This is a genomic window from Gramella sp. MAR_2010_147 (genome assembly GCF_900105135.1).
In the GTDB taxonomy this organism is placed as follows: domain Bacteria; phylum Bacteroidota; class Bacteroidia; order Flavobacteriales; family Flavobacteriaceae; genus Christiangramia.
In genome coordinates this window covers 568,830-593,325 of the sequence record NZ_LT629741.1, presented here as the reverse complement: position 1 = coordinate 593,325, position 24,496 = coordinate 568,830, and the positions used below count along the sequence as shown (strand labels likewise).

Below are 24,496 nucleotides of genomic sequence, written 5' to 3'. Positions count from 1 at the left end.
GCTGAATTAAATTCAGCTTGACGATTTGAGAAATTAGAAAACCTTTCTGTATAAGTGATTTTAGAAATTATTTACTTCCTCCCCACTCTGCAATAGATTCTTTATTCATTTTCACGTAATCAGCATTATTAGCTTTTTCAGCTGAAGCCATAGACTTTTTAGCCGTCGCAATCGCTTCCTGCTTCTTGCCCATTTCAGCTTCGATCAAAGATTTTCTTCTTAACATCCAGAAAGCCTGGTCACCAGCCATTTCTGTAGCTTTAGACACCCATTTATAAGCCTTTTCAAGATCTTTTCCTGCTTCATGATAATATGTACCCGCAGCAAAATAATCGTTGGCATTAGGGCCGTTCATTACTTTCTCAATACTAGCCATTGTTTTAGTATCTGTGGGGACTTCCATTTTCAACATGGCAATAGTACTTTCCCAAATAAAGTTCAAGCTTGCTGAATCATTTTTAAGATCGTCAACAACAATAGTAAAAGTTTCCATTGGCATTGGCATTTCCATAGTTTCTGCAGTTGCTTTTAATGCAACTTTGCTTTCATCCCATTTTTGTGGTGCTCCCCAATTATCTGTTGCAGAATAGAACATTACCTCCCATGAGTCTTCAGAAGGAACCGTATATATTGCGTACGAGCCTTTTTTTAGTTCCTTGCCATTAATTTTCACATCGTCACTAAATGTGATCTTTGTATTAGCATTGGCACCTGTTCTCCAAACTTCTCCGTAAGGCACCAGGTCTCCAAAAATAGTTCTGCCTCTCATTCCCGGTCTGGAATATTCGATCGTAACATCGGTAAGTCCAACTTTTTGTTCGAGCTTTCCAAAAGGACTTGGCTGCGGAGCTTCAATTTGAGCGTTTACTGAAAATGAAAGGCAAAGAATGACTGCCAGTGATAGTAGTTTTTTCATGTTATTTAATTTAAGTTCTGGTAAATATAACAAGAAGCAATGTTATTAAATACTATTATTAAAATTTCAATCTTATCAGTTTATATTTTGTTTAACTATTTTAATTTTACTTTAAACAAAATGAACTGTAATTTTACATCAAAGCAATAAAATGAAGATCTACACATTACGAAGTGTGCAAAAACTACCTATCAGCCCGAAGAAAGCCTGGGATTTTCTTTCAGATCCTGAAAATTTAAAAGTGATAACTCCAGATTATATGGGTTTTGAAATACTTTCAGGAGCTGACAGACCAATGTTTCAGGGACAGATAATCCAGTATATCGTTACTCCCGTAGCCGGTATTAAAACCAAATGGGTTACAGAAATAACCCATGTGAGAGAGGGAGAATACTTTGTAGATGAGCAAAGGTTTGGGCCTTATGCACTTTGGCATCACAAACATTTTATTAAACCCGTCCCCGGCGGAGTGGAAATGGAAGATATTATAGATTACAAATTACCTTTTGGAGTTTTAGGCCAGATGGTCCATCCTTTCATGGTTAAACCAAAGCTTAAAGAAATTTTTGATTATCGAAGACAGAAACTCACAGAGCTTTTTGGAGAGTTTAAAGAGGAGTCAGATAGTTCAAAAACTTTAAAACAAGATATATTAAATTAAGAACGATGAAAAAGAATATTTTATTAATAGGTGGTTCTACCGGAATTGGTTATCAGATTGCAGAATTGCTAAATGATAATAATAATATTTTTATCGCTTCCAGAAGCAATGCAAATCTGGATGCTAAAAAAGTAACGCACTTAGAATTTGACGTTTTGAAAGATAATATTGCTGATCTTGACTTACCAGATACTATAGACGGACTGGTTTACTGCCCGGGAAGCATTGACCTTAAACCTTTTAAAATGATGAAACCACAAGATTTTGAAAAGGAAATGAATCTGAATTTCTTCGGATTGGTGAGAAGCGTCAAAGGTGTTCTCGAGAAATTGAAAAATTCTAATCAGGCAAGTCTTGTTTTCTTTAGTACAGTTGCCGTAAAAGTGGGAATGCCTTTCCATACTAATGTGGCAGCGGCCAAAGGAGCTATAGAAGGATTTGCAAAATCTTTGGCTGCTGAATATGCTCCGAGTTTTAGAGTGAATGTGATCGCCCCTTCTCTAACCGATACCCCTCTTGCAGAAAAATTATTGTCTAACAATGATAAGAGACAAAAAATGGACCAGAGACATCCTTTAAAAAGAGTTGGCGAACCTAAAGATATCGCCAATTTAGCAGCGTTCTTATTGAGTGATAACAGCACATGGATCACAGGGCAGGTTCTTGGTGTTGATGGAGGACTTTCAACTATAAATAGTAATTAATGAGCAAGAACGTAAATGTTTTCTGGTTTAGAAGAGATCTTAGGCTGGATGATAATGCAGGTTTTAAAGCGGCACTTCAGGATAGTTTACCAGTCTTACCTATTTTCATATTTGATCCTGAGATCCTTGAAAAATTACCCGAAAATGATGCACGGGTAACTTTTATTTTCGATGAACTTCAGAAAATGAGAAATGAACTTCAGGATAAATATGGAAGCTCTATCGCTATATTCCATGGGAATCTCGAAAGAATATTCAAGTCACTAATTTCGGATTATAGGATTGAAAAGGTTTTTACAAATAGAGATTATGAACCTTATGCTAAGGAACGCGACAAGAAAATAGCGCAACTTTTATCAGAAAATAATATCGATTTTCTTGATTTTAAAGATCAGGTGATATTTGAAAAAGACGAAGTGGTAAAAAAAGATAGTGATCCCTATGTAGTTTATACACCATACAAAAATCTATGGAGGGATAAATTCAGTAAAATAGATCTGGATTTTCACTATACGAAAAGGTATATGGACAATCTTTATGAGAATTCAAGATTGCCAAATTTGAGCTTAGCCGATATAGGTTTCAAAAAATCTTCACTAAAAGTACCGGATTATAAGTTAACACCTGGTCTTATAAAAGATTATAAGGATAAACGAGATTATCCAGCGGTAGAAGGTACTTCCCGTTTAGGACCTCACTTAAGGTTTGGAACGGTGAGTGTGCGCCAAATGGTTCGGGATGCGAATAAAGAGCAAAACAAAACTTTTCTGGACGAACTAGTATGGCGGGAATTTTTTATGCAAATACTTTTTCATTTTCCAGATACGGTCACAGATGCTTTTAAAAAAAAATATGACCGTATAAACTGGAGAAACAATAATGAGGAATTTGAATTATGGAAACAGGGTAAAACAGGTTATCCTCTAGTTGATGCCGGAATGCGCCAGTTAAATGAATCAGGTTTTATGCATAACAGGATCAGAATGCTCGTTGGGTCATTTCTCTGCAAGCACCTGTTGATAGACTGGCGTTGGGGAGAAGCTTATTTTGCTGAGAAATTACTGGATTATGAAATGTCATCCAATGTTGGAAACTGGCAGTGGGTGGCTGGTAGCGGTGTAGATGCTGCACCTTATTTCAGGATTTTTAACCCAACCACGCAAATTGAGAAGTTCGACAAGAATAAAGATTATATTAAGGAGTGGGTTCCGGAATATGGCACTGATGACTATCCTGAAAAAATGGTAGATCACAAAGAAGCCAGGGAAAGAGCACTCAAAACCTATAAAGAAGCTGTTAGTAATTAACTAAGTAGCTTCCTTGCTTTTTCAAGATCTTCGGGAGTATCTATCCCAATACTTTTTACACTGGTTTCTACCATCTTTATCTTTTTACCATATTCCAGGTACCTTATGCATTCTATCTTTTCCGCAGCTTCCAAAGGCAGCATTGGTAAACGGTAAAAATCCATCAAGGCTGATTTTCTGAAAGCATAAATCCCGATATGCTTGAAATAAGTGACATTCGCGGAAGTATCTCTGGGATACGGAATTGGAAATCTCGAAAAGTAAAGTGCAAAATCATCTTTCCCGGTAATCACCTTTACATTATTAGGGTTGGTAATATCGTCGCTATCTTTCAATGGTGTTTTCAAAGATGCCAGATCTATTACTTCAGCCCCTTCCTGTTCAAAAACCTCGAGCAATTTTGCCAGACTATTTTTATCTATAAATGGTTCATCTCCCTGAACGTTCACCACAATATCTATTTCCATTTTCTCAACAGCTTCAGCAATACGATCGCTTCCGCACTCATGCTCTTTATTACTTCTTATTACCTGTCCGCCTTCGTTTACTATCTCATCAAAGATCTTATTACTATCTGTAACCACATAAACTTCATCAAAAAGACCTGTATTTACCGCAGCTTCATAAGTACGTACAATTACCGTCTTACCATTAAGATCTTTCATTAATTTCCCCGGAAATCTGGAAGCTTTATAACGTGCAGGGATCATGGCTATGATCCGGTTTTTAGAAGTTTCTTTCATTTCAATTTTTCAGTAAAAATAGTAATTAGTTAGCTGTGAAAAAATCATCTCCAAAACCTATGAGATATAATTTATCCTGTGCTCTTGTCATGGCGGTGTAAAGCCATCTCAAGTATTCCTTTCCTACGCCATTTGGCAAATATGGCTGCTCGATAAATACATTTTTCCATTGTCCCCCTTGTGATTTATGGCATGTGATCGCATAGGAAAATTTTATTTGAAGCGCATTAAAGTATTTATTATTCTTAATATTCATAAACTGCTTGTACTTAGAACGCTCATTAGCATAATCCTTCTTTACCTCTTCGTATAATTTATTTGATTCATCATAAGTAAGCGAAGGTGTATTGCTGGTTAAAGTATCCAGCATGATCACAGTTTCAAAAGGTCTCATTTTTGGATAATCTACCATTTGTACCTGAACTTCAGCAAACCGGAATCCATAAAGTTCCTTGAATCCGAAGATCTCCAGAACCTTCACAATATCTCCATTAGCAATAAACCCAGCTTCACTGGTAGGTTTTACCCAGAAATAATTGTTCTTCACCACCATTAAATAATCACCAGCGGAAAGTTCTTCTTCCTGAAAAAGGATCCTGGATCTAATTTGCTGATTGTACATATTCGCTCGTTTATTAGAACGAACAATAATACTTGTATCCTCATGCCCGTCTGAAGTATAACAATCCTGGATGGCGTCCATGATTTCATATCCGTCTATCAGCCTAATTACATCTTTATTCTGAGTAAGTTCAAATTGAAAACTTTCATAGAACTCTTCCTGCAAACTTTCCCGGATAAGAGTCGCATTATGCAAAATATCGCTTTCTTCACTCTGCCTAACTACTTCATCCAGTTCAATAAAAGATACCTGCTTATTGTAATTGAATTCAAGCTTTTGTTCTTCCAGCGCCGGGCTCAGATCCATCTTTACCGGAGGTAACTGCGCAGTATCTCCAATAAGGATTAACTGGCAATTATGTCCCTGATACACATATTGAATAAGATCATCCAGCAAAGAGCCATTTTCAAATAATTTTGAATTTCCCCCATCGTCTGAAATCATCGATGCTTCATCGACAATAAACAATGTGTTTTTATGTTTATTTGGCTGAAGTGTAAATTGAACCCCTCCTCCACTCGATTTCTTAGGAAAATATATTTTTTTGTGAATAGTAAAAGCTTCTTTTTTAGAGTAATTAGAGATTACCTTGGCCGCCCTACCCGTAGGTGCCAGTAAGACACCAGATTTCCTTATCTTCCATAGATTCTTCACCAGCGTACTTATGATGGTTGTTTTTCCAGTTCCGGCGAATCCCCGGAGTAAAAAGAGCCTGTCTTTCCCTCCACTAACTACAAATTCAGATAACATTTGCAAAGCGACATCCTGTTTATCTGTAGCTTTAAATCCTAGATCTTCGATTAATAATTTAAAAAAGGAATCTGGAGTGATTTTTTCCATAGAAAGTGCATAAAATCTCAAAGATAAGAATGGATTTTTATGGCAGAAACTTTTACGAATAAAAAAAAGTTGTAGATTTGCGTGTAACCAATAACCTTCAAATTAAAACATAAACTATTAAAGCATGAGATTTGTAATACAGATACTTCTTTGGTTGGTGATTATCTTCCTGGCATATCTTACTTTCAACGCGGTTTACGAACCACTTCAATTTAACAAAGTAAAGGAGAAAAGATACACTAAGGTGATTAAAAACCTTAAAGACATCAGAAACGCCGAATTAGCACATCAGGAAGTAACCGGGCAATTCCAGGGAGACTGGGATAAGCTGGTAAGGTTCCTTGATACGGCAGAATTTGCTATTACTCAACGTCGTGATACTACACTTCTTGATGAAGAATACAAAAAGACCTATGGTGTAGATCAATACATAGAAAAAGTGATCATTGATACGCTTGGATTCGTTCCAGTAAAAGATTCTTTATTTAAAGGAAATGAAGAAAGATATCGTACAATGATGAATGTACCAGTAGAAGGTGTAGATGAGAAATTTGAACTTAAAGCAGGTACGATCACTAAAGGAGAAAATAAAATTCCGGTGTTTGAAGCCCGAATCGCCAAAGCTGTTGTTCTTGGAGACCAGGATAGAACACTAGTTCTTCAGGAAAACGAAGTACAGTCTGTTGACGATGTTAACGGTCGTTATATTAGTGTTGGTTCCATGACCGAAGTTAGTACCAGTGGTAATGGATTTGACAGGTATGGTGGAGAAAGAGACAACTAGAGAAAATACACACAATAAGAAATTGTCCATTCAGGTTAGCTTGAATGGACTTTCTTTTTGTATGCTGGATCTACAGGATAACACGATAAGTTATTTTAAAAAGGTCCAATTTGAAAAGCAACTGGATCCTGTTAAAGTATTATCCAGAATAGAGCTTGCTTATGAGCAAGAGGAGAAATTGAATCAACCTGTAGACGAAGTTAAACTTCTGTATACCAACAGCCTTTTTACGCTGGTACCAGAAGAATTATTTGATGAAGACCATGCTGCAAGCTTTCTAAAATTCAATACAAAAATTCTTAAGACCGATTTTATTGCTTTTGATAAGATTCAAAAGGATATTGTGAATGTCTATATTCCATACGCGAATATCAACAACTATTTTTTTGATAAATACGGAGAATTTGAATATCGTCACAGTTTAAGTGTCCTTATTGATTCTCTACTTAGTATTCCAAACCAAAATTCTGCACCAAAAGTCTATTTACATTCCCATCTTAATACTTACCAATTGGTAGTTATTGAGCATAGTAAACTAATCTTTGCAAATAGTTTTGAATACGATACCAAAGAAGATTTTCTTTATTATCTGTTATTTACTGCGGAACAGCTTAATTTAGATCCACATGAATTTGAACTGATCATGTTTGGGGATATCTCGAAAGATTCTGAAGAATATAAAATGGCCTGGAATTACATCAAAAATATTTCATTTATGGGGCCATTTCATTCTTTTCAATTTAACACTGAAAACAAACCGGAAGAAGAACGCTCTGAGTATCTTTTAATCCAATCTCTATAATGCGAATTATCTCAGGAACTCATAAAGGAAGAAGAATAACAGCTCCGTCAAAATTACCTGTACGGCCTACTACAGATGTTGCCAAGGAAGCTTTATTTAATATCCTGAATAACCACTATCATCTTCAGGATCTCAGCATTATTGATCTTTTTTCGGGTACAGGAAACATCGCTTATGAATTTGCTGCCCGGGGTGCTAAAACTATTACTGCTGTAGATGCCAATTTTGACTGTGTGAAATTTATCAAGAAAACTTCTGCAGAACTTGACTTCCCTATCACCACCATCAAAAGTGATGTATTTAAATATCTTGAAAAAGTATCAGTAAAAGCGGATATCATATTTGCAGATCCTCCTTATAATTTTGATGATAAGAAGTTTGCTAAAATAAGTGAGCTGGTTTTTCAAAATAATATGCTAAATGAAGATGGACAGTTAATTATTGAACATTCTAAACACACCGATCTTTCAGAGCTTGAAAACTTCAGGGAAAGTCGCAAATATGGTGGTTCTGTCTTTAGTTTTTTCGAATAATTGACTATCTTCAGTTATGACCCAATCTACTAAAGAACTTGAACTAAGTTTCACAAATCTTGTTTTCTATGAATCGATGGTTATTTCAACCATAAAAGAAGATCTAATCATTGAAAAGGAGCATATCGAAAAACTCCGTGAGATCTGTATCAGTCATTTTAAAGATAGAAGCTTTGTTTACATTACTCACAGGAAGTATAATTATAATGTGAACCCTGTGGTGTATATTGATCTTATTCAAATAAATAAACTGAAAGGCATCGCAGTAATTAGCGATAAAATTGAGAAATTAAAGACTGCTAATTTTGAGAAGAACTTCTCCCCCGTTCCTTATGAGTTATTTCAAAACAAGGAAGAAGCAATTATTTGGGCAAATGGCATCATTTCTGCTAATTGAAGTTAGATGAAATATTTCCCAATTATTTTTAGCTGCTTTTTTATTTTACAATCCTTTCAAATGCTTAAAGCCCAAAATTATCAACTGGTTTGGAGTGATGAATTTCTCGATACCGGAAAACCCGATCCTGAAAAATGGAATTATGAAACAGGATTTATAAGGAATCTGGAGGAACAGATCTACACCAAAAGAAAAAAGAATGTTCTTATCAAGAACGGAAAGCTGGAATTAATTGCCAAAAAAGAACATTTCAAGAATAAAAGATTTGATCCTAACATAAAAAACTATCGCATAAATACTGAATCTTCCAACTACACCTCTGGCAGCATCAACACTAAAGACAAATTTGAATTCAAATATGGACGTGTAGAGGTACGTGCAAAATTACCTGAAGGCAATGGGGTATGGCCTGCTATCTGGATGCTGGGAGCAAATTTTGAGGAAATTGAATACCCATACGCCGGGGAAATTGATATTATGGAACATGTGGGTGTAGAACCCAATGAGATCCATGCGACCGTACATTACCCCTGGGACAATCCTCAGGGAATCAAATCTAGCGGGGGAGTTAAAGCAATAAGCAATCCTTCAAAGAAATTTCATGTGTATTCTGTTAACTGGACTTCAGAAAAAATTGAGTTTCTTATTGATAATTCCCTGTACTACAGTTTTGATATTGACCAGGCAGGTAGTAAAAACAATCCTTTTAGAAAGCCATTTTATCTTATTTTAAATCTTGCCCTGGGCGGTAATTGGGCGGGAGAAGTAGACAAAGAGATCTTTCCTCAAAAATTCCTTGTAGATTACGTGCGGGTTTATAAACAAATTGAAGAATAAAAAAGCAGGCCTGTAAGCCGGATTCTGTCATCCGATAATTGATCGGACTCCTTATCATTTATCTGAAATTAGCGTTACCGCTAATTTTTAGCTGCCTACCCTCCGGCAACGGACGAGCGATCCTTAGATACCGGTATACATGGCATTGCACCGCATAGAGTTTACCTGGTTTCACTACAGCTTAACCTGTACATTCTTTCTGTTGCACTTGTCCTGATCTCACGACCGATGGGCGTTACCCACTATGCTGCTCTACGGTGTCCGGACTTTCCTCTCCGAAATAATGTCGGAACGATAAGGCGGCCTGCTTCCCGACAAATGTAAGTTAATTTATGTTGATTTCTTCCCGTATTTGTTCATAAATAAGCATCTCTACACTGGCGTTTAGACTTGTGATTTTTATATTTGTAATTCAAATCTTTTGGATGGAGCATTTCGTAGTATCGGCAAGAAAATACAGGCCGCAAACCTTTAAAGATGTTGTTGGCCAACAGGCAATCACAAATACCCTGGCAAATGCCATAAACAACAATCACCTGGCCCAGGCACTGTTATTTACAGGTCCGCGTGGGGTTGGTAAAACTACCTGTGCCCGTATTCTTGCGAAAATGATCAATCAAAAAGAAACGCAGGATCCAGATGAAGATTTTGCATTCAATATTTTTGAACTGGATGCCGCTTCCAATAACTCTGTAGATGATATTCGTAATCTAATAGATCAGGTACGAATTCCGCCTCAGGTTGGGAATTACAAGGTCTATATTATAGATGAGGTTCACATGCTTTCAGCTTCCGCGTTTAATGCCTTTTTAAAAACTCTGGAAGAGCCGCCAAAACATGCGATCTTTATTCTTGCAACTACAGAAAAACATAAAATTATACCAACGATACTCTCTCGTTGTCAGATCTTCGATTTTAAGAGAATCACCGTCACCGATGCTAAAAATTATCTAGGACACATCGCCCAGCAGGAAGGTGTAAATGCCGAAGATGACGCATTGCATATTATCGCGCAGAAAGCTGATGGTGCTATGAGGGACGCTCTTTCTATCTATGACAGAGTGGTTAGTTTTAGCGGAAATGATCTTACAAGACAGGCCGTAACCGAAAACCTGAATGTGTTGGATTACGACACCTATATGCAGGTAACAGACCTGATTTTGGAGAATAATATCCCACAGTTACTCGTAAATTACAATGATATTCTCTCCAGTGGTTTTGATGGTCATCATTTTATAGCCGGGCTTGCCTCGCACTTTAGAGATTTATTGGTTTGCAAAGATCAAAAGACCATTGCCCTACTGGAAGTTGGGGATCAAACAAAAGCTAAATATTTTGAACAGTCTCAAAAAACTTCACATCAATTTTTACTGGAAGCTATAGAACTTGCAAATTCCTGTGATCTAAAATATAAGAGCAGTCATAATCAAAGATTATTGGTAGAGCTTTGCCTGATGCAACTTGCATCGATTAGCTTTGATTCAGAAAAAAAAAAGTCTGATCGCAAGATAGTTCCTGCTTCAAACTTTGAACAGGAAGCTGTGAGTATTCCTACAGAGAAAAAAACTCTCGTCAGAGAAAATGAACATGATAATTCTTCTCCTTCAGAAGAAATTCCACTTCCTAAACCAGATGTTTCAAAGGAAAGCTGTACTGATGAGAAAGAAGATATTTACTATTCAGAAGACCGTCCCGCAGATACAAGCACAATAGCACAAAATATTCAGGATACTGAAGCGGCAGATGATTCTAAGACATCCATCCCTCATGAAAATGAAATTCACGAACCGAAGAATGAAGTCTTAGCCAAAAATGAATCAGTTCCAGACAAGCAAAACAAGAGTAAGGAAGTAAAAACTTCAGCAGAAAAAGAACCGGAACAAAAAGCTTTTCCTGAGATTAAAAGAGAAAAAGTTTCCGGGCTATCTATGAAGAGTATTGGCAAGAAAAAAGAACTTGCTGAAAAGCAAAAGGCGATGATGCCTGTAGAAAAAGTGATGGATGATTCTTTTAGTGAAGAAGATCTCGTACTCCAATGGAAAAATTATACCGATAAATTAAAGAGGAAAGGAGAAAAGATACTTGCATCTATTTTTGAATCACAAACTCCTACACTTCAAGGAAAAGATATTCATCTTACTTTTCCCAATGAGACCATGAAACTGGATCTTGAAAGAGAAGAAAACAGGCTCATGGCGTATTTGAAAGCCCATTTAAGAAACACGCATATTCGTCTACATATCCACGTAGATGAAGCAACTTCCAGGAAATACGCTTTTACACCACAAGAGAAATACGAGAAACTTAAGGAGGCAAATCCCCTTTTAGATAAACTTAGGGCAACTTTTGATTTAGACGTTTAGATATGTTAGGACTAAAATTACCTACAGACCCAAGATGGGCTGATATTGCTGAAAAAAATATTGAAGACATCCTTGTAGATCATGCTTATTGTGAGCAAAAAGCAGCATCAACCGCAATTTCCTTGATTGTCACTTACCCTGAATATTCAGAATTAGTAACTGCTATGACTGCGTTAGCCCGAGAAGAGATGGGGCATTTTAAAATGGTTCATGATCGCATTCTCAATATGGGCTTCACCATGGGACGTGACAGGAAAGATGAATATGTATTGAAATTACGTGATTTCTTTCCAAAAGGTGGGAGTCGAACCACACAAATGGTTCATCGTTTATTAATTGCAGGTTTAATTGAAGCCAGGAGTTGTGAACGCTTTAGACTTCTATCTGAAGAACTGGAAGATAAAGAACTTGCAAAATTTTACCGTGATCTTATGGTGAGCGAGGCAAACCATTATACGATGTTCCTCAAATTTGCCAGGCAGTACGGAGATCGCGAGATCGTAGATCAAAAATGGCAGGAACTCTTAGAGTTTGAAGCAAAGATCATGAAAGATCTTGGAAAAGACGAAAGCATTCACGGTTAGGCCTTCTTTTTCCTATTTGATTCGTTGTATAAAGATTTTATGATCCCATCTGCAAGACCAATTTGAGGGACATGTATCCAATTTGCTTTGGCCCATTTCATAGAATTAACATAGATCCTGGATGCAGGAATAATTACATCTGCCCTATCATTCTTTAAGTCCAACTCTGTAATTCTCTCTTCATAAGTGTAAGAATTCAACTTCTCATCGTAATCTTTAAGATATTTGAGGCTTAAGGGTTTCCCTACCTTTTTTCCGCTCGTTTTGAAAATATTGTTGATGTTTCCTCCGGAACCAATCAGATCTATTTCTTCAAAATTTCTGGTGGTTTCCTTTACCCATTGCTGCATCTCTTCCCAGGTCTTATGTTCTACAAGATCTTCCATCATCCTTACGGTACCCACCTTAAAAGATCTTGAGGCCACCGTTTTACCATTGCTGTACATGGTATACTCGGTACTACCTCCCCCCACATCTACATAGAGATAATTACAGTCATTTTGAATAAGCGCATGAAGATCTGTTGCTGCAATAATAGCGGCTTCGTGACTTCCATCGATGATCTCAATATCTAACCCAGATTTCTTCTTAATAATTTGCGCAATTTCATCCCCATTTTGTGCTTCTCTCATTGCTGAAGTGGCACAGGCCTTATATTTTTCAACACCATGAGATTTCATAATTAAATTAAAAGCATGCATGGTATCTATCATTCTTGTGGTATTCTTTTCAGATACCTTCTTTTTTAAGAATACATCTGCTCCCAACCTAATTGGAACCCTAACAAGAGAAGTCTTTCTAAAGTTAGTTTCCATACCTTCTTTTTCTGTAATGGTAGACACTAAAAGTCTAACGGCATTGGAACCAATATCAATTGCGGCGTATGTTTTTTGTTTTATCATTACTCGTTAATATCAATTTTTTTTAAATAATAATCATATAAAGCGAACTGTGAGCGCAGTTTTGGTTCTTTGTTATCCCTGTATGGATTTTCCATACCACGGCAATGGTTTCTTGCTTTCACGTTATCGCTCCAGCTAATTTCAAATGTTTCCATAAGTTCTTGCTTGATATCTTCATCATAAATAGGGCAAGAAATCTCTACTCGCTGGTCAAGGTTTCTCGTCATAAAATCTGCGGAAGAAATATAAACCCGGGAATCATCATTATTCTCAAATATAAAAACTCTGGGATGCTCCAGAAATTTATCCACGATGCTTATAGCTTCAATATTTTCACTTAAGCCTTCAACACCGGGAACCAGACAACATATACCACGAATAATTAGTTTTATCTTCACTCCCGCTTTACTGGCCATATATAGCTTATCTATTACGCCATTATCTGAAAGACTATTCAGTTTTAGACGAATCCCAGATGGCTTGCCATTTTTAGCATTATCAATCTCATTTTGAATAAGATTATAAATTACATTCCTGGTATAGTGAGGAGAAACAATAAGATGTTTGTATTTATTTACCTTGTAATTGGTTTCAAAAAAGTCAAATACCATATTGACTTCCTTCAGAATAGAAGGATCGGCAGTAAATAAAGTATAATCTGTATAAACCCTGGAAGTATTTTCATTAAAGTTCCCGGTACTTATAAAGCCATATCTTTTAAGTTTACCTTCTTCTTCCCTTTCAATAACGCAGGTCTTACAGTGAACTTTGAGACCGGGAACTCCAAAGATAAGTTTTACACCCTCCTCCTGCATCTGTTCTGCATACCGAATATTTGCAACTTCATCAAATCTTGCTCTAAGCTCGATTTGAACAGTAACTTTTTTACCATTTTTAACCGCATTAATAAGCGAACTGGCGATATGTGATATTTTTGCGAGCCGGTAAATCGTGATTTTTATTGTCTTAACCTTAGGATCTAAAGCTGCTTCTCTCAAAAACTTAACAACATAGGCAAAGCTCTGGTAAGGTGTATAAAGCAAATAATCCTTTTCGGCAATTCCTTTTAATACACTTGTTTGAAGAATTAACCCGGGAATGGGCAATGGCTCCCTCACTTCATAATAAAGATCTTCTTTTCCTATACTTGGAAAATCCATATAATCCCTGCGGTTATGATATCTACCGCCAGGTATAATACTATCAGTAGAATCAATCCCCATCTTATTCATAAGGTAGGTGAGCGTATCACTGTCTATGTTCTTATCATAAACAAATCTAACAGGGTCACCCTTTATCCTGTCTTTTACACTATCTGAAATCTTCTCGATGAAACTTTTACTAAGATCACTATCCAGGTCCAGCTCTGCATCTCTCGTAATTTTGATCATATGAGCCGAAAGGCTTTCATATTTGAAAATATTGAATATGGTATTTAGATTATACCTAATGAGATCATCTAATAGTATTATAAACTGTTCTCCATTTTCTTCCGGCAATACCACAAAGCGTTCTATATTTCTTGGGATTTCAATTAAGACATACCTTTTTTCTTTTGGTGGTTTATTAAGGATTTTTGCAATTCCCTGGGCAGGCTCGGTTTCATCTGTCATAACCATTTTTACCGCTAAATAGGCCGCGCTATCCTTTAATGAAGGCATTTCAGGAAGATCATTCAAAATTATAGTTACCAGAGCCGGACTCACCTTACTAAGGAAAAAGTTTTTAATGAATTCCTGCTGACTTCCGGTTACCTCATTTTCCTTTATAATATTTATGTTATGACCTCGTAGCTTAGTTTGAATGTCTTCAAGAATTTTTAAACTTTCAGACTGCTGATCGATCACAATTTTGGTAATCGCTTCAAGAAGTTTACTGGCTTTTATTCCGCCTAAAACACTTTTCCCAGCTTTTCCGGCAAGGTCAATACGTTTAACCGTGGCATATCTAACCTTGAAAAATTCATCAAGATTATTGGAAAATATTCCGAGAAACCTAAGCCTTTCAATTAAGGGGACTGTTTCATCTGCGGCTTCCTGTAAAACTCTGGCATTAAAAGATAACCAGCTTAACTCTCTGTTTATATAACGTTTCTCGGCCATAAAGGTCTATCGAAGATTTTTAGGCAATAAGGTTAAAATTGTTTTTCCCTTGCGTATCTGGTCCCAGGAGTCTACTTCAAAATCTATCACGCACAAACCTGTGGTAGGAAGATTATCCAGCTTTTTATCTCCCAGAGAATTCACAAGAATTGTCATGGCAGGATTGTGCCCGAATACAATTAGTTTATCTCTGCTATTATCACAGGTCTTAATTTCAGACAGTAATTCGTTTTGATTGAAAGTATACAGGTCTTCCTTTACTTTAAAATCTATATCTTTAATTTTCAATCGCTCTTTGAACAATTTAGCTGTTTCGTGTGCTCTTACCGCATAACTGGTCCAGAAAAGCGCACCAGGTTGATAAAAATGCTGAAATGCACTTAAAACAAGCTCAGCATCATTATAAGCCCTTTTCTTTAGTGGTCGCTTATGATCTGGAAGGTTATTATCCCAGCTGGATTTACCATGTCTAACTAAAATTAATCTTTTCATAATTACGGTGCCAGTCTTTCAATTTTCCAATTATTTTCTTCTTGAGTAAACAGTATCCTGTCATGTAAGCGATTTGCTCTACCCTGCCAGAATTCAAAACTTACTGGTTTAAGTAAAAAACCACCCCATTCCTTAGGTTTAGGGATTTGTTTATTTTCATATTCTTTTTCCAACCTGGTAAGTTTATCTTCAAGATAATCCCTTGATGGAATAACCGAGCTTTGATTAGAAGCAAGAGCTCCTAACTGACTTCCTCGCGGTCTGGATTGAAAATATTCCTCAGACTTTTTATCTGAAATTTTCTCGACTATCCCCTGTATGATAATTTGTTTTTCTAAAGAAGGCCAGAAAAATGAGATACAACATTTGGGGTTTTCTAGTAGATCCTTTCCTTTGCTAGAATTATAGTTTGTAAAAAAGGTAAAACCATCAATCCCGTAACCTTTAAGCAATACCACCCTGGCTTTAGGAAAACCATTTTTATTAACAGTAGAAATACTCATGGCATTGGCTTCTTCTACATGAGAAGATGTATCGGCTAAATGAAACCATGATTTAAATAAATCATTTGGATTCGCAGGAATATCTTCTTCAAGAAGTTTTCCTTTCTCATAAGATTTACGATAAGCTTTTAAATCCTTTTGCATTTGATCAAGGTAAGTTTACTGCAATTTACAAGTTTAAATTTCAAGGCAGAAAAAAACTATAAGATACTTAAAGATAAAATATTCCATTTTTCCATACTATTCTATAAAACAATTAAAAAAGTAGTCTTTTAACTACCAATTTTATCGTATAAAAAATCCTGTACGAATTGACCTCATTTTTACATTTTCTAGGGGAAATCCCTTATTTAAAATTGTAATTTCCTACAAAATTAACAAACTTTATAAGTATATTTCCTTCAAATTGAGGTATTTACAAGTATAACACTATGTTTCTCATCGACTTTTAATTGAAATTCATCTAATATTAATTCAGAAAATCCTTTGAAACATTTATTTATGATAATTTTACATCATAACACTAATTAAAAGTTACCCCCCCACTTCTAATGGTAATCTATATTTATTACCAGTTTTTATAACCTACCTTTTTTACGATTCCCCCCCGGATCTTATTTATCGCCAAAAGCGGTATCTCTTAAACTTTCCTATAAAACTATGTACCTCAGGTACATTGGTATATGTTGTTCCCAAATCACATTATCGCTAATATGACGATGGTATAAAATTATTTAAAAGTCTAAACATTATAGATATGATTTGGAAAACTACTATTACATTTTTAGCTGCATTATTTCTTTCTATAGGAATTTATGCCCAGACCTGCCCTCAGAACAATGTAAACGTTCTTAGCGTTGAGTTCAGGAAATCTGATGGAACTCCTTTTACACCTAGTGATGACTATCCAATAGGTACAGAAGTGGATGGCCAGATATTTGCGACCTTTGGAGGAAGCACCACAAACGCATACTCCCTAGGTGTTAAATATAAAATTTACGTCAATGACATTGTTGATACTGAAGTCGAAGAGTGTCTTTTTGAGAAAGAAGAAGTGATAAAAAACACACCAGTTTTTATTAGCAATTTTACCTGGAGTTGGGGTGATAAACTTGAGATTAAGGACATTTTTATGAGATGGCAAACTGGTAACTCATTAAATAAAACTTGTCCGGATCTAGGTCCTGGAGGAAGTAATTCTCAGTGTTATGGAAATGATCCTGGCTTTTTAGTTAGAACGCCACTTGTTGCGAATTTCTCTTATAATCAGGACTGTAACTCAGAAATAGTTTCGTTTACCGATTTAACCACTGGAGGTTATCCTCCTGCATCGGGTTACGAATATACGTGGATATTCAAAGATGAAACTGGGACTATTATTTTAGGAGAAATTGAGGACGAACAAAATCCTTCGTTTGATTTTGAAGCCTCAGGAACTTATGAAGTTACTTTAGAGGCCTATGATGGTAATCTTACTAAAACTGAAACTAAAACTGTTATTGTATTTGAACCAGGTGATGCTTCAATCTCCTATGAGGATTCTCCATATTGCTCTATTGATGGTACCGCTTCTGTAACTCAAACAGGCGTTAGTGGTGGAACTTACGAAGGTTCTTCGCCTAACCTAATTATTGATTCAACAACTGGGAAAATTAATCTTTCTTCCAGTTTAGCTGGAACTTATACCGTTACTTATTACTTTAGTGATAATGACTGTGATTATTCAACAAACACCTCCATAACAATACAAGATCCTAGTGCTCCTACTGGAGAAGCAACTCAGGATTTCTGTGCTATCGACACTCCAACTGTAGCTGATCTTTCAGCTACCGGAACCAATATTAAGTGGTATGCAGAACAAGGTGATGAGAACGCACTTGATGCTACTACCGCTCTTGTAGACAATGAAGATTATTTCGCTACACAAACTGTTGAGGGTTGTGAGAGTGATGAGTATCTGCAAGTAATTGTTGATATTGCGGATCCTAGTGCTCCTACTGGAGAAGCAACTCAGGATTTCTGTGCTATCGACACTCCAACTGTAGCTGATCTTTCAGCTACCGGAACCAGTATTAAGTGGTATGCAGAACAAGGTGATGAGAACGCACTTGATGCTACTACCGCTCTTGTAGACAATGAAGATTATTTCGCTACTCAAACTGTTGAGGGTTGTGAGAGTGATGAGTATCTGCAAGTAATTGTTGATATTGCGGATCCTAGTGCTCCTACTGGAGAAGCAACTCAGGATTTCTGTGCTATCGACACTCCAACTGTAGCTGATCTTTCAGCTACCGGAACCAATATTAAGTGGTATGCAGAACAAGGTGATGAGAACGCACTTGATGCTACTACCGCTCTTGTAGACAATGAAGATTATTTCGCTACACAAACTGTTGAGGGTTGTGAGAGTGATGAGTATCTGCAAGTAATTGTTGATATTGCGGATCCTAGTGCTCCTACTGGAGAAGCAACTCAGGATTTCTGTGCTATCGACACTCCAACTGTAGCTGATCTTTCAGCTACCGGAACCAATATTAAGTGGTATGCAGAACAAGGTGATGACAATGCCCTTGATGCTACTACCGCTCTTGTAGACAATGAAGATTATTTCGCTACTCAAACTGTTGAGGGTTGTGAGAGTGATGAGTACCTGCAAGTAATTGTTGATATTGCGGATCCTAGTGCTCCTACTGGAGAAGCAACTCAGGATTTCTGTGCTATCGACACTCCAACTGTAGCTGATCTTTCAGCTACCGGAACCAATATTAAGTGGTATGCAGAACAAGGTGATGACAATGCCCTTGATGCTACTACCGCTCTTGTAGACAATGAAGACTATTTCGCTACTCAAACTGTTGAGGGTTGTGAGAGTGATGAGTACCTGCAAGTAATTGTTGATATTGCGGATCCTAGTGCTCCTACTGGAGAAGCAACTCAGGATTTCTGTGCTATCGACACTCCAACTGTAGCTGATCTTTCAGCTACCGGAACCAATATTAAGTGGTATGCAGAACAAGGTGATGAGAACGCACTTGATGCTACTACCGCTCTTGTAGACAATGAAGATTATTTCGCTACACAAACTGTTGAGGGTTGTGAGAGTGATGAGTATCTGCAAGTAATTGTTGATATTGCGGATCCTAGTGCTCCTACTGGAGAAGCAACTCAGGATTTCTGTGCTATCGACACTCCAACTGTAGCTGATCTTTCAGCTACCGGAACCAATATTAAGTGGTATGCAGAACAAGGTGATGACAATGCCCTTGATGCTACTACCGCTCTTGTAGACAATGAAGATTATTTCGCTACTCAAACTGTTGAGGGTTGTGAGAGTGATGAGTACCTGCAAGTAATTGTTGATATTGCGGATCCTAGTGCTCCTACTGGAGAAGCGGTTCAAACTTTCTGTTTTGATGGAGGCGCAACCGTGGCTGATTTATCTCCTTCTGGTAATAATATCATGTGGTATATGAACGATGCTACTGATATTTCTCTGGATTCTGATATTGTTCTAACAGATGGTGAAGATTATTATGCTTCCAAAATTATAGATGGTTGCGAAAGTGTAGAGAGATTAATGGTTGTGGTTGAAATACTTCCAGAAATTGAACTTTCTGCTGAAGCAACTTCAGTAACCTGTAATGGTGAGGCTGATGGAATGATTACAGTTACCAAAGATGATTCCGTAACTTTCGAAATTTTCAGTTCTGAAAATCAGAATGTAACCGATAACAATGGTTCACTTGAAGCAGGATTTTATACCATAGTTGGTTCATTAGCCAGCGCACAAACAGATGTAGTTTGTACCAATGAAATAATTGTGGAAATCGAAGTTCTAAATAATGTTGATCCTGAAATCACTGTACCTGAAACTTTAACTCTTGAAATCTGTACTTCTGAAGAAATTACTACTGAAAATGCAAGATTTCCACTAGATACTGATGGCTCTGAAGATATTAAAGATGTATTTGGAGCTACAGGATATACCGCTAGCGATGACCAGGAATTGGTTAGCGTCACGTATACTGATAATATTCAGGATAATGGAGGATGTTTTCCAACCGTTATCAGAACTTTTTATGCTACCGATAATTGTGGTGGTCAGGCATCAGCTTCCATAACACTAATTCTTGAAGATAATACTGATCCAACGTTCAACGAAACACTTCCTGCTGAGACTTTAACTGTAGAATGTGATAGTATCCCTGAGGCTGCTACCTTAACAGCTAATGATAATTGTTCTGGTGAAATTGAAGTTACTTATTCTGAAACCTTTGAAGGACGTGATGATGAATGCGCAAATGAGTATACTATTATTAGAAACTGGTTCGCTAAAGATTGTTCAGGTAATGATGTTTCTTTTACGCAGACGATTACTGTAGAAGACACTGTTGCTCCGGAATTCAACCAGGAAACTTTACCTGCTGCGGAACTCACAGTAGAATGTGATAATGTTCCAGCTGCAGCAACTTTGACTGCAACCGATAATTGTTCAGGCGCTCTTAATGTAACTTATACTGAAGAATTTTCCGGACAGGATGATGAATGTACTAACGAATATATTATTACAAGAACATGGTTCGCGTCTGATTGCGCAGGTAATGAATTAGAACACGTTCAGGTTATAGCTGTTGAAGATACAGTTGCTCCGGAATTCGATCAGGAAACTTTACCAGCTGCAGAACTAACAGTAGAATGTGATAACATTCCAACAGCAGCAACTTTGACTGCAACCGATAATTGTTCAGGCGCTCTTAATGTAACTTATACTGAAGAATTTTCCAGACAGGATGATGAATGTACGAACGAATATACTATTACAAGAACATGGTTCGCGTCTGATTGCGCAGGTAATGAATTAGAACACGTTCAGGTTATAACTGTTGAAGATACAGTTGCTCCGGAATTCGATCAGGAAACTTTACCAGCTGCAGAACTAACAGTAGAATGTGATAACATTCCAACAGCAGCTACTCTTACTGCAACCGATAATTGTTCAGGCGCTCTTAATGTAACTTATACTGAAGAATTTTCCGGACAGGATGATGAATGTACTAACGAATATACTATTACAAGAACATGGTTCGCATCTGATTGCGCAGGTAACGAACTGGAATACGTTCAAACTATTACCGTAGAAGACACTATTGCTCCGGAATTTAATGAAACAATTCCTGCGGATATGACAATGGAATGTGAAAACCTTCCTGAGGTACCATCCATTACGGCAACCGATAATTGTGCAGAAAACGTAGAAGTTAAATTTTCAGAAATTTCTACAAAAGAGAACGAAACAGATAAAGAATATACAGTGACTCGTACCTGGATCGCTACCGATTGTGCTGGAAATGAAACTTCTGAGAATCAAATTTTTACAATCCAGAATACTGGTGCACCATCGTTCAATGAGAACCTTCCTTCTGATGTAACAGTGGAGTGTGATGCTGTTCCGACTGCTCCTGTTCTTACTGCTTCAGATAATTGTGTTAGTGAGGTTACGGTAGATTTTACTGAAGAAATTTCAGGGAAAGATGACAATTGTCCAAATGAATATACTATCACCAGAACCTGGACTGCTACAGACGATGCGAATAATGAGATTAGCCATATACAGACGATCAATGTGATAGATACCGATGCGCCGGAATTCAATGAAGAATTGCCATCAGAAGAACTAACTGTAGAATGTGATGCTGTTCCTGCTGCGGTAACTTTAACTGCTTCAGATAACTGCTCGGGATCACTAGAAGTATCTTTTGATGAACTAATTTCTGATAAAGATTCTGACGCTGATAATAACTATACAATCACAAGATCTTATATCGCTACTGATTGTGCTGGTAATGAAGTTTCTTTTATACAGATAATCACTGTTGAAGACATTTCTGCACCCGTAATAACTGCATGTCCAGAAGCTATAACAGTTTTTGCTGATATGGGTGTTTGTTCAGCTTCTGAAGTTGAACTTGGAATGCCAACAGCTACCGATAATTGTGATACTGAATTAACTTATGAAAATGATGCTCCTGAAGTATTCCCGTTAGGTCAAACAACGGTGACCTGGACTATTACAGATGCTTCTAATAATTCTGTTCAGTGTGAACAAATTGTAAATGTAACTGATGATGAGGCTCCGGTAATTACCGAGTGTGCTTCAGAAGTAAATATATCAGCTGATGCTGGTGTATGTGATGCCTCTGAAATTGATCTTGGAATGCCTACTGCTACCGATAATTGTGATACTGAATTAACTTTCGAAAATGATGCTCCTGAAGTATTCCCATTAGGCCAAACAACGGTGACCTGGACTATTACAGATGCTTCAAACAATTCAGTTCAATGCGAACAACTTGTAAATGTTTCTGATGATGAAGCTCCTGTTATTGAAACTATTGCTGATATTAATATTGATAGTGATCCTGCTGTTTGCGGAGCTGTGGTAGAATTTGAAAGTATTATCGCTACAGATAACTGTGAAGTAGATACTATAGAAGTAACTGAAGGTCTTGAATCTGGTTCAGAATTTCCAATTGGGACTACCACGGTAACTATTACCGTGACAGATATGTCTGGAAATACCACTACTACAAGTTTTGATGTCACCGTTACCGATGCCGAAATGCCGGAAATATCATGTCCTACTAGTATTACTGCCACCACTGAAACTGGAGAGTCTTACGCCATTGTAAACTTTGATAATGCAACGGCAACTGATAATTGTGAAGTAAGTGTGGAACAAACTGGCGGACCGGTTTCCGGATCACAGTTCCCAATTGGGACTACAACGGTAACATTTACTGCAACTGATGCCTCTGGAAATAGTACGGAGTGTAGTTTTACAGTAACTGTAGAAGATAATGAAGATCCAAGCCTTGACTGTCCATCAGATATTGATGAAGGAGTAGATGGTGGAGTATGTGGTGCTATAGTTGAATTTGAAACTCCTGCTGGTTTTGATAATTCTGGTGATGTAACCGTAACTCAAACAAGTGGCCCTGCTTCAGGGGAACAATTTCCTGTTGGAGCAACTACTGTAGAGTTCACTGCAACAGATGCCGCCGGTAACTCTGCTACCTGTAGCTTTACCGTTACAATTGCAGATGATGAAGCTCCGCAGATAAGTGACATGGATGATATCACCGTGAATAATGACTCTGGTGTTTGTGGTGCTGTTGTAAACTTTGAAGATGCTACAGCTACCGATAATTGCGCAGTGGAAAGTATTGTGATGACTGAAGGCCTTATTTCAGGATCTGAATTTCCGGTTGGAGAAACTATTGTTACTTATACCGCTACAGATACTGCAGGTTTAACTGCAACAACTAGCTTTACCGTTACAGTAGTAGATAATGAAGCTCCTTCCATAGAATGTCCGGAAAGTTTTACAGTGAATGTTGAATTCGGAACAACTTCAACAATTGTTACTTATGATGCCTTAACGATCACAGATAATTGTGGAGAAACTACCACAACCATGACCAGCGGAATCGCTTCAGGTGAAGAGTTCCCTGTTGGAGAAACAGTGATCTCTTATACAGTGACTGATTCTAATGGAAATGAAGCAACCTGTCAATTCACCGTAACGGTTGAAGAAGACCCTGCTCCTGCTCCTCCGGCTGCTCCGTCGGTGAATGTTGCTCAGGCTACTTGTAGCGAACCAACGGGAACTATTACTGTAGATACACAGGAAGGCCTTTCTTATAGTATTGATGGAGAGAACTACCAGACTGAAGGGGTGTTTACTAACCTTACACCTGGCACCTACGATGTAGTTGCTCAGGATGAATTTGGTCAGTTATCAGATCTTACTACGGTAGTTATCGAAGAGCCTGTTGCTCAGGAAATAACTACAGTTCAAGGGGAAAGCATTTGTGATGACCAGGGAGAATATGACCTATTCGACCTTCTAACCGGTGATTATGATGAAAGCGGAACCTGGATAGATACAGATAACTCTGGTGCTTTAAACGGTAATATATTAGATCCGTCAGTGCCTGCACCTGGCTTCTACACCTTTAAATATGAAATTGAAGGAAACTGTCCTTCGATTACCACAGTAACTTTAGAAATAGATGATTGTATCGTATTACAATGTAGCGTGCAGGATGTTAGAGATAGTATTTCTAAAGCGGTAACTCCAAACGGAGACAATAAGAATGACTTTTTTACCGTAGATCTTGATACTGGCTGTGGATTCACTTACGATGTTAAGATATTCAACAGATGGGGAGCTAAAGTCTTTGATGCTCAGAATTATCAGAACAACTGGGATGGTTATTCAGATTCATCTTTCACAAGCTCAAATCAATTACCTTCTGGAACATACTTCTATGTTCTGGAGATCAGAGAAGGAAACTTCGAGCCAATTCAAGGTTATATTTACTTAGGAACTAAATAAAAAAGG

At 37.3% G+C, this 24,496-nt stretch carries 18 protein-coding genes and 1 other RNA gene; 11 read left to right on the top strand and 8 right to left on the bottom strand.

The window, feature by feature from the left end:
• Positions 1–67 precede the first annotated feature (67 nt).
• Entirely contained in the window at positions 68–916 is an 849-nt protein-coding gene (locus tag BLT95_RS02565) for a DUF2911 domain-containing protein (protein ID WP_089664500.1), read from the bottom strand.
• Between the two features lie 151 nt (positions 917–1,067).
• Between BLT95_RS02565 and BLT95_RS02560 the strand changes: the two genes are divergently transcribed.
• The 3 genes from BLT95_RS02560 to BLT95_RS02550 are packed head-to-tail and all read left to right on the top strand — an operon-like array spanning position 1,068 to position 3,588.
• Positions 1,068–1,577, top strand: a complete 510-nt coding sequence (locus tag BLT95_RS02560) for an SRPBCC family protein (RefSeq protein ID WP_089664499.1) — start codon at positions 1,068–1,070, stop codon at positions 1,575–1,577.
• Between the two features lie 5 nt (positions 1,578–1,582).
• Positions 1,583–2,281, top strand: coding sequence for an SDR family oxidoreductase (locus BLT95_RS02555; protein ID WP_089664498.1), 699 nt, complete (start codon positions 1,583–1,585; stop codon positions 2,279–2,281).
• A complete protein-coding gene (locus BLT95_RS02550; RefSeq protein ID WP_089664497.1) occupies positions 2,281–3,588 on the top strand; it encodes a deoxyribodipyrimidine photo-lyase in 1,308 nt (435 codons plus the stop codon). The genes BLT95_RS02555 and BLT95_RS02550 overlap by 1 nt, the downstream gene beginning before the upstream one ends.
• Here the strand turns inward: BLT95_RS02550 and kdsB are convergent.
• On the bottom strand, positions 3,585–4,331 hold the full coding sequence (gene kdsB, locus BLT95_RS02545; protein WP_089664496.1) for a 3-deoxy-manno-octulosonate cytidylyltransferase: 747 nt from the start codon (positions 4,329–4,331) through the stop codon (positions 3,585–3,587). The two genes, BLT95_RS02550 and kdsB, sit on opposite strands and share 4 nt — an antisense overlap.
• A 25-nt stretch (positions 4,332–4,356) precedes the next feature.
• A complete protein-coding gene (locus tag BLT95_RS02540) occupies positions 4,357–5,793 on the bottom strand; it encodes an AAA family ATPase (protein ID WP_089664495.1) in 1,437 nt (478 codons plus the stop codon).
• A 124-nt stretch (positions 5,794–5,917) separates the two neighbouring features.
• On the opposite strand from BLT95_RS02540, the gene BLT95_RS02535 reads away from it, so the two are divergent.
• From BLT95_RS02535 to BLT95_RS02515, 5 genes are read left to right on the top strand one after another with little or no spacing between them, the layout of a single operon-like run.
• A complete protein-coding gene (locus BLT95_RS02535; RefSeq protein ID WP_089664494.1) occupies positions 5,918–6,577 on the top strand; it encodes a hypothetical protein in 660 nt (219 codons plus the stop codon).
• Positions 6,540–7,379, top strand: coding sequence for a DUF3822 family protein (locus BLT95_RS02530; protein WP_089664493.1), 840 nt, complete (start codon positions 6,540–6,542; stop codon positions 7,377–7,379). Before BLT95_RS02535 ends, BLT95_RS02530 begins: the two co-directional genes overlap by 38 nt.
• Entirely contained in the window at positions 7,379–7,912 is a 534-nt protein-coding gene (locus tag BLT95_RS02525; protein WP_089664492.1) for an RsmD family RNA methyltransferase, read from the top strand. Before BLT95_RS02530 ends, BLT95_RS02525 begins: the two co-directional genes overlap by 1 nt.
• Before the next feature lie 16 nt (positions 7,913–7,928).
• A complete protein-coding gene (locus BLT95_RS02520; RefSeq protein WP_089664491.1) occupies positions 7,929–8,309 on the top strand; it encodes a hypothetical protein in 381 nt (126 codons plus the stop codon).
• Positions 8,310–8,369: 60 nt separating this feature from the next.
• The gene (locus BLT95_RS02515) at positions 8,370–9,146 is read left to right on the top strand and encodes a glycoside hydrolase family 16 protein (protein ID WP_231896399.1); all 777 of its coding nucleotides are present in this window, start codon (positions 8,370–8,372) and stop codon (positions 9,144–9,146) included.
• Here BLT95_RS02515 and rnpB read toward each other — a convergent pair.
• An RNA gene (gene rnpB, locus BLT95_RS02510) (RNase P RNA component class A) lies at positions 9,144–9,457 on the bottom strand. The genes BLT95_RS02515 and rnpB overlap by 3 nt on opposite strands.
• 114 nt (positions 9,458–9,571) lie before the next feature.
• Here rnpB and BLT95_RS02505 point away from each other — a divergent pair.
• Together BLT95_RS02505 and BLT95_RS02500 are read left to right on the top strand one after the other, a co-directional pair.
• Complete coding sequence (locus BLT95_RS02505; RefSeq protein WP_089664489.1) at positions 9,572–11,509, top strand: DNA polymerase III subunit gamma/tau; 1,938 nt, start codon at positions 9,572–9,574, stop codon at positions 11,507–11,509.
• Positions 11,510–11,511: 2 nt separating this feature from the next.
• Positions 11,512–12,093, top strand: a complete 582-nt coding sequence (locus BLT95_RS02500) for a tRNA-(ms[2]io[6]A)-hydroxylase (RefSeq protein WP_089664488.1) — start codon at positions 11,512–11,514, stop codon at positions 12,091–12,093.
• Here BLT95_RS02500 and BLT95_RS02495 read toward each other — a convergent pair.
• The 4 genes from BLT95_RS02495 to pdxH are packed head-to-tail and all read right to left on the bottom strand — an operon-like array spanning position 12,090 to position 16,236.
• Positions 12,090–12,995 (bottom strand): rod shape-determining protein, encoded by a 906-nt coding sequence (locus BLT95_RS02495; RefSeq protein WP_089664487.1) that lies wholly within the window; start codon positions 12,993–12,995, stop codon positions 12,090–12,092. The genes BLT95_RS02500 and BLT95_RS02495 overlap by 4 nt on opposite strands.
• Positions 12,995–15,097, bottom strand: a complete 2,103-nt coding sequence (gene ppk1, locus BLT95_RS02490; RefSeq protein ID WP_089664486.1) for a polyphosphate kinase 1 — start codon at positions 15,095–15,097, stop codon at positions 12,995–12,997. The genes BLT95_RS02495 and ppk1 overlap by 1 nt, the downstream gene beginning before the upstream one ends.
• 6 nt (positions 15,098–15,103) lie before the next feature.
• On the bottom strand, positions 15,104–15,589 hold the full coding sequence (locus tag BLT95_RS02485) for a histidine phosphatase family protein (protein ID WP_089664485.1): 486 nt from the start codon (positions 15,587–15,589) through the stop codon (positions 15,104–15,106).
• A gap of 2 nt (positions 15,590–15,591) precedes the next feature.
• On the bottom strand, positions 15,592–16,236 hold the full coding sequence (gene pdxH / locus BLT95_RS02480; RefSeq protein WP_089664484.1) for a pyridoxamine 5'-phosphate oxidase: 645 nt from the start codon (positions 16,234–16,236) through the stop codon (positions 15,592–15,594).
• Between the two features lie 613 nt (positions 16,237–16,849).
• On the opposite strand from pdxH, the gene BLT95_RS02475 reads away from it, so the two are divergent.
• Positions 16,850–24,490 (top strand): HYR domain-containing protein, encoded by a 7,641-nt coding sequence (locus tag BLT95_RS02475; protein ID WP_089664483.1) that lies wholly within the window; start codon positions 16,850–16,852, stop codon positions 24,488–24,490.
• The last annotated feature ends 6 nt before the right edge of the window (positions 24,491–24,496 follow it).